Raw genomic sequence first — 7,497 nt, forward strand, 5'->3', positions numbered from 1 at the left:
CCATCGAACACATCAAGGAAAAATGTGCTGTGGCAGAACACCGATGGCAACCTTACTTGATGGAAAACGGATTTGGGTGGAAAAGAATTTAAGCTCAAATTAATCTGACAGACACGGTAATTTTAAACGGGGGACTGTCAGATTAGGTTTGATCTTCTACAAATAACAGAGTAGGTCATTTTCATCTAGGTTAGATGGTTCTGTAGACACAGCTAGAATAATTATTTACAGAAATGTTCTTGTCTTTGCACAATCAATCTTTGAATAATTTACAAAATTCTCAGGAAACTCAACTGCTTGTCACCACATTATAAGCGAGCAATATCAAACGCGACTTCTCGGCTGTCTTTATTAAATTCCCCCCCAATTTGGTAAATTGTTTTGCCTTGTCCTTGATACTTCTTCGCATAATCTCGGTCGATAATTTGGGCAAGAGCTAAACCCAGCAGGCTTTCTTTCACATCTTTTCCCACCACTTTAAATTCAAAAATATAGACGTGATTATGCACCAACAACGTCATATCAATATTCCCCACGCTCGTTGCATCTTCGGTAATAATCGGCAAACCGAGACTGGCAAAATAGGCATAAAACACACTCGCCCAATAGCCCTCATAATAAGCAATATTGTTATTTCTGTGCCAGTCGTGCGGAATACTGGCGAAAAAGGCTTTGAGAACAAGCTGCATACGGCCTAGGTCGTGATGTTGAAGTGCTTCATATAAATGAGAACGCAATGTTGAACCTGATTCATATTTATGTAAATAACGGCGTAGTAACATTGTGTTCAGGCTTTGTTGCACTTCTTTATTAGGATATTTCAGCTTATACCCTACGCCGTCAAAGGTGTTTATCACTTTATCTATCGTTAAATAACCTGTCTGGAACATCAAGGCAATCGGGCTAATATCCCCCACATCAAACTTAGACAATAGCATATCATCGGAAATGTCTTGTGCGATTTTTCCCATATCGACATTTTCTTGGATTAACTTATCAATTAAAAACGTCGGTGAGCCCGTTTCAAACCAATAAGGCTTGTAAATACGGTCACATGGCATGTGAAATACAAAGCATTTATAGGGTGGTGTAAAAGCTACCCATTTTACATGGTGAACTAAAACACTAAGTAAGCTGAACTACTTATTTTAATATTGAATAAAAAAGCCCCAACATTGCTATTGAGGCTTTGGATTAAAAAGAGTTAAAGATATTCTAGACTAATATAGTTTCAACAGTATCAATGATAAACACTGTATAAGTTGTTCCATCCACTTCAGCAGTATACTGATTGTGACCAGAACGACTACTTGTCTCCGATTTGCTAAACCCATCAAGGTTTACTGTATCGGTACTATCGCCTGTAATACGTAATGTATTGCGTGTTGGAGCAATTTTTGCAAGCGTTGCATCATCTAAGGTAATAGTTGTCTTGAAATTAGCAGAAGAGAGACTGATTCGTGGTAAACCATTCACTTTTGCTAATAACTCAGTAGACCATTGTCTTAAGTCATCAGTATAATTACGAGTCCAAGCATTATCTGTATATCCATAGTGCAGAATATTAATTGTGCCATCAGCTCCAGTATCACGGAAAGATCTTATGGCAGTTCCAAGATCATCTCGCTCAATTTCTACTCGGTATAACAATTTACCTGTACCATCATAGCGAGTTTCACTATTTGAAAGATTTCTTTCACCATATGTATATTCAATAACAACATCTCTTGCCGAGGAGATTTGGCCGTCTCCATCATTATCTTGACTCGCTTTCGTTCTAAGTCCTTGAGAATTATACTCTGAGTATACACCTGTTGGATTACTTGATACATTTGAATATATCTGTTTTGATACCTCTTGACCAAATTCGTTATATATCATTTCCTCCCTTCTGTCATCGTCAGTAATACCATTGCCCGTCCTATCATAAATCTGGTATATTTTCTGATTTAAGTGATTATATGTCGCATAATAAGCTTGGTTGATTGACCCATCACCACTTACATCATCTAGGTGAACGGTACGATTACCATATACATCATACTGGTAATATCTAATATTCTCAACTCTACTATCATTATCAGAATCTATAACTTCTTTAATTATTTGACCAAGAGCATTTCTTTCATAATATCTTACAGACTCAATACTACCATCATTAGCAGAATCTGTTTCTGTACGTGATATATGACCATTACCATCTAATGTATAGATTTCGGCACGTTCAATAGTACCATTACCATCGGTATCAAAATAGGCTTTTTCTGTACGTCCTAGTGCATCTAAGTCATATCTTGTGATAGCATTGATTGAACTATCGCCTAACGTATCTAGTTTTAATTCGGTACGTTGGTTATTTTCATTCAACTTATAGTACTCGATCTTCGTTAAGACATCATGGTTATCCACCAAGTTGTAGAAGTTAGTTTGGACTAAACCATCATCCGCTTCTTTGGTGTACACCTCTTTAAGATCAAATGTCCCGTCATTGGTTAAGTCAATTTCTTGCTGAACTAGACGACCGTTTGCATCTAAGGCTCGGACTTCACGGTAGTCATTTTTGCCGTCCACGTTGTTATCACGTTTCATCTCGGTGACTTCGCCCTTCACATTGTAGCTATAGGCCAAGATTTGGTCTATATCATTGAGAATATTCCCTTCTTTATCTGCTGTATCTTTTCCAGTAGATTGGTTGGCGTCATTATCTACAAATACTTTCTCTACTCTACCAAATCTATCGAACTGCTGATAATGGATCTTATCAGGAAAACCATCTTATTTTTAACGCATAAAGCCAAGCACTAAAAAGGCTAAAATATAACCAATTTAAGTTGTTGATTGTTTAGCACAAAAAACAATCAAATACTCCATTTGAGTAAAAATGGAAAAAATAGCTAAAAATGATCAGTCGGGAAAAATTCTATTTTTGAGTATATAAATCTAGAAAGGAATAATGGTCAGTTTTCCTGATAAGATCCATTATCAGATCTTCGATACTCTGGGNCGGGAAAAATTCTATTTTTGAGTATATAAATCTAGAAAGGAATAATGGTCAGTTTTCCTGATAAGATCCATTATCAGATCTTCGATACTCTGGGCAGGGTTGCGCGTGTGTTGGTGGACAGCGATGCCAACGAAAACAAAGGTAAATCTCAGTCCGATAACGGTGGTCAAACAGTAACTGGCATAGATCAAGTCTTACAGTATGGCTACAACGTGAAAGGTGAGCGAATTTCTACACTACGAGATAACAATGTGGATGGCACATACGACTACCGTGAAGCCTACACCCTAAATGCCAACGGTAATTGGGTTGCGAAAGAAATTGACTTAACCAACGATGGCACATTTGACCGTAAAGAGGTGTACACTAAAGACGCAGACGATGGTTTAGTGAAAACTGAATTTTATAATGTGGAGATAGAAGCAAATGGTAATTCTAGAGATGTACTATCAAGCATTGAACATTATGAGGTGAATGCAAATAATGTTAGAACAGCCGTATTTCGTGATCTGGATGCTACAGAAAAAGGTCAAAACTCAACCGTTAATGGTATAAAGGTATCAGGTATTGAAAGTATCGTCAGATACGATCTAGATTCTAAAGGTAACATTAAGCAGGCTAATCATAATAGTGATGCTGATCCTGGTAATATTATTGAGACTGTAGAGTATTTTGTACGTGATGCTAATGGTAATATTATTGCCAAATACATTGATTCAGATAATCTCACAAAAACAGGTTCAACTCACAGTATTAATAATGTTGATGTCAATGGTATTGATAAGATTGAAACTTACAATATAAATGCTAAGGGACAATCTGAAAGTATTGAATACGATAATAATGCCGATGGTCGGGCTGATAGTATTAAATATTATGACATTAATCCTGAGACTGGCTTTATTAAAGGCGAATATCAGAATAATGACCCAAGAGAGAATACTGGATATACTAAAGATATCAATGGTAAATCTGTTTCTGGTATTGATAGTACATCTCTGTATGAACGAGATGCGAAAGGTCAGTTGGTTTATGGTGAGTATGATAGCAATGCTGATGGTAAGCCACAGGAGAGCGTAATATTTGTTCGTGATGACCAAGGTAGAATTATTCAGGAAAAACGTAATGAAGATGCCAATAAATTAACAGGTTTTGATGAGCATGGTACAGATCGTCTTAGAGATTACATCTTGGACTCTTATGGACGTATTGTAAAATATACACAAACAGATGATCTTAAGACTATGAAGCCAAACTACATTGAGTTGCGTAGTTATGATGCTCGAGATAACGTCACTGAGAAAAAAATCGACAATGATGGGAATGGAACTACTGATATTTTTGAGCGTTATACCTACAACGAGAAGAATGAACATATCACGACCTCTAAATTTACAAAAGTAGAGGCAGAGAAAGCAGATGGTAAGCCATATCAGTTTGTTAAATATACTCGTAATCCTCAGACTGGTTTGGTTGAGGAAATGTATACTGAAAATGATGGTAAGCCATTTGAAAGAATCGTGAAAGATTACTCCACTGATAGAGTAATTGAATTAGACCAATTTTATCGTTATACAACTGATGGAAAGGAGCGTTTGCAATGGCAAACTGCTTATGTTCGTAATTCTGAAACAGGTTCAATTGATACCTACTTCTATGATTATGATGGAGATGGTGATTATGATCAAGCTGAAAAAGTTTATCGTGATAATCTGAACCGTGATATGACCAAAGATGTATACAAATTTGGTGATGGTATTCCATTAGAGGCTGCAAAACTATTGGAAAGTAAGTATCTTCACTCTATTGAGTACTATACACCGAAAGAACCAAATAGTGTTCAAAGTGTGTACTACAACTTAGATCCTCTTGCTGAGAAAACTAATGGTACCTCTACAGGGCGTTCACTTAAAGCCAGTGATAATCGTAATTTAGTTGGTATTGATAAATTCCAAGAACTCACCTTAGATAACTTGAAACGAGTCATTATTAAACGTGAAGTTGATGATACTCAGAATAAAGATCAGACAACTTATCGAATCTTGAATGACCAAGGTAGTACGGTTAAAGAGTACATTGACTATGTCAGAGGTAGAGGTAATACTTATGAAATCTATGGTAAACAGGTAGATGGAATTGATACTATTTCAACACTAGAGTTAGAAAATAACGGTAATATACGTTTAGTTAACTTTATTGATTATGGTGCGAATGGTAAAACAGATACAATTTTAATCGAGCAAGTTACTAGTACTTTAGATTTCACAGATAGAACTAAGTGGACAGAAGCAAGATTTGCTGACTTAGGTAATGAAGTGAACGAGATTCTCATTAGTGGTGATAAGGCAAATACAACCTTAATACTTAATGAAGAAACAGTTACTAAACTTGCAGGTGCTCGTAAATCTCTGTATATCAAAGCTTCATGGGATGTTTGGCCACACACAGCAGAAGGCAATAAGTCTGATGTGATTAAGCTACAAGGCTTTAGTGACAGTGATAAATCAAATACTGTAACTCAAGGTAATGCAACCTACAATGTATATACCAAAGAAATTAATGAGGAGACTTATAATATCTATATTGATAGTGATTTTAGCCCAATTCTAGGGTAATGAGTTAATCAATGTAGTGTGATTATGTAAATGATTTTACACTGCTAAATATCAAAAATCCCCACAGCCTAATTTTTATTGTGGGGATTTTTTATGTTAGTTTACAAAGTATAGGAGAGACCTAATTTCGTACTACAACTTAGTATTTTTCGTATCGGTAAGCGGTCAGATTTCCCTAAAATCTTGCAAATATGCCTTCTAGTTCCATAACGAGATAACAGTGAATTAAGTATGGTTTAGTAGGTTAGTTAAAGATAAAAAAGCCTCAGTATTGCTGTGATCTGCACCCCAAAAGTTGGACTCACTTTCCAACTGATTAAGGTGCAGATTTTTTATGACTAAATACACCCAAATTTTTAAACAACAAGTCGTGGATTTCTATGTTGAACATCACGAAAATCTTCCTATAACACTTCATCATTTTGATTTATCTAGTAAAACAGTGAGACGTTGGATTGCTCAATATAAATATTCAGGTATCAATGGGTTAGCTGTCCTCCATTGTAAAAGAGCTTACTCCCCAGAATTTAAGTTTCAGGCGATTAAATCAATCCTTGATGGTTTATTTTCTGCTGAAGAGGCGACTCTTCATTTTGGTATTTCCAATAGCGGGGTAATCAGCCAATGGTTGAAAGCCTTTCGGAAAAGCGGTATAAATGGACTCCAACCAAAATCCAAAGGTCGCCCGAGTATGAAGCCTCAATATGCGAAAATGCCGCCACCGCCTAAAACAGAAGAAGACCGCCTACGCTTGCGTATTTTAGAACTAGAAGCAGAGGTAGCCTATCTAAAAAAGTTAGACGAGATAATCAAAAGGGGCGAAGCCAAACGGCAGAAACAATCCAAAAGTTAAGAGAACACTATCCGTTAGCTATTCTTCTGCGAATAGCAAAGCTGGCTCGAAGTACATTCTTTTATCATCAACCCCCTAAATTAGACAAAGACAGTGAGCTCAAAAAACGGATTTGTGAAATTAAGCAGAAAGAGCCTAACTATGGTTATCGCCGAGTCACCGCAAAATTAGGCGATGTGAATCACAAACGAGTTCAACGCTTGATTCAAGTAATGGGCTTACAAGTTAGGTCGAAGAAACAACGTAAATATAACGCTTATAAAGAAGAACAAGGCAAAATCGCGCCAAATCTGTTACAAAGAAACTTTAGTGCAACTAAGCCGAATGAGAAATGGCTGACAGACATTACCGAATTTAAAGTGAAAGAAGAGAAGCTCTATTTTTCGCCGATTTTAGATTGCTTTAACAATGAATTGGTCGCTTATCAAATGAGCCGTAGCCCAAATGGTATGCTTGTACAGAAAATGTTATGACAAGCGGTCGAAAAGCTCCCGAAAAATGCAAATCTGATATGACATTCAGACCAAGGTTTTCATTATCAAAAGCATCGTTATCAGAGTCTATTAGCTAAAAATGGTATTCAGCAAAGTATGTCTCGGAAAGGGAATTGTTTAGATAATGCGGCGATGGAAAGCTTCTTTGGGCGAATGAAAACAGAATGCTTTTACGAAAAAACGTTTGAGAGTATTGATGAACTGGAACAAGTCATCAATGAATATGTTCGTTACTATAATGAAGAACGAATCCAACTAAAACTAAAAGGACTGAGTCCGATACAATATCGACATCAGTCCTTTAAATAACAGTCTAACTTTTTGGGGGCAGATCATGCTGCTGAGGCTTTGAATTTAATATACGGTTATTTGTAGAAGATCAAACCTAATCTGACAGTCCCCCGTTTTAAATTACCGTGTCTGTCAGATTAATTTGAGCTTAAATTCTTTTCCACCCAAATCCGTTTTCCATCAAGTAAGGTTGCCATCGGTGTTCTGCCACAGCACATTTTTCCTTGATGTGTTCGATGG

The 7,497-nt window shown here is 36.6% G+C and carries 3 protein-coding genes and 1 pseudogene; 2 read left to right on the plus strand and 2 right to left on the minus strand.

Going from position 1 to position 7,497, the window contains the following annotated elements:
- Positions 1-308 precede the first annotated feature (308 nt).
- The gene (locus ACERCG_RS11865; protein ID WP_373612264.1) at positions 309-971 is read right to left on the minus strand and encodes a PD-(D/E)XK nuclease domain-containing protein; all 663 of its coding nucleotides are present in this window, start codon (positions 969-971) and stop codon (positions 309-311) included.
- Positions 972-1,215: 244 nt separating this feature from the next.
- Positions 1,216-2,589 (minus strand): hypothetical protein, encoded by a 1,374-nt coding sequence (locus ACERCG_RS11870; protein WP_373612265.1) that lies wholly within the window; start codon positions 2,587-2,589, stop codon positions 1,216-1,218.
- A 459-nt stretch (positions 2,590-3,048) separates the two neighbouring features.
- Here ACERCG_RS11870 and ACERCG_RS11875 point away from each other — a divergent pair, with 459 nt between their 5' ends.
- Positions 3,049-5,619 carry a hypothetical protein gene (locus tag ACERCG_RS11875; RefSeq protein ID WP_373612266.1) on the plus strand — a complete coding sequence of 857 codons (2,571 nt, stop codon included), beginning with the start codon at positions 3,049-3,051 and terminating at the stop codon, positions 5,617-5,619.
- Positions 5,620-5,953: 334 nt separating this feature from the next.
- Positions 5,954-7,275, plus strand: a pseudogene (locus tag ACERCG_RS11880) (IS3 family transposase).
- The last annotated feature ends 222 nt before the right edge of the window (positions 7,276-7,497 follow it).

The organism is Mannheimia sp. E30BD, assembly GCF_041807785.1.
Taxonomy (GTDB): Bacteria; Pseudomonadota; Gammaproteobacteria; order Enterobacterales; family Pasteurellaceae; genus Mannheimia.

Coding starts and splice junctions, on each gene's coding strand:
- ACERCG_RS11865 (WP_373612264.1), bottom strand. CDS start 971: ATGGGAAAAATCGCACAAGACATTTCCGATGATATGCTATTGTCTAAG.
- ACERCG_RS11870 (WP_373612265.1), bottom strand. CDS start 2,589: ATGAAACGTGATAACAACGTGGACGGCAAAAATGACTACCGTGAAGTC.
- ACERCG_RS11875 (WP_373612266.1), top strand. CDS start 3,049: ATGGTCAGTTTTCCTGATAAGATCCATTATCAGATCTTCGATACTCTG.